At 72.1% G+C, this 391-nt stretch carries 1 protein-coding gene; it reads left to right on the top strand.

Annotated elements, in window-relative coordinates; translation table 11 throughout:
* Positions 1–32: 32 nt before the first annotated feature.
* On the top strand, positions 33–391 hold a 359-nt coding region (locus tag LPA54_RS41520; protein ID WP_368857924.1), incomplete at its 3' end, for a DEAD/DEAH box helicase.

The following is a 391-nucleotide window of genomic DNA, read 5'->3' on the forward strand; positions in this document are numbered from 1 at the left end:
TGTCGGTGGAGGGCCGTAGGGTTGGTCGCGCTATGACACAGCCCTCACTCCCCGAACTCCTCCATGCTGCCGTCACTGCCGTCGGCGGCACGGAGCGCCCCGGTCAGGTGGCCATGGCCGAAGCCGTCGCCGAGGCGATCGACGACGGCGCCCATCTGCTCGTCCAGGCCGGAACCGGCACCGGTAAGTCCCTGGGCTACCTGGTGCCCGCGCTCGCGCACGGTGAGAGGGTCGTCGTGGCGACGGCGACCCTGGCGCTCCAGCGGCAGCTGGTGGAGCGGGACCTGCCGCGCACGGTGGAGGCGCTGCATCCGCTGCTGCGCCGCCGCCCGGAGTTCGCCATGCTCAAGGGCCGGTCGAACTACCTGTGCCTGCACCGGCTGCACGAGGG

Origin of the sequence: Streptomyces sp. DH12 (assembly GCF_020873895.1) — a bacterium.
Lineage (GTDB): Bacteria > Actinomycetota > Actinomycetes > Streptomycetales > Streptomycetaceae > Streptomyces.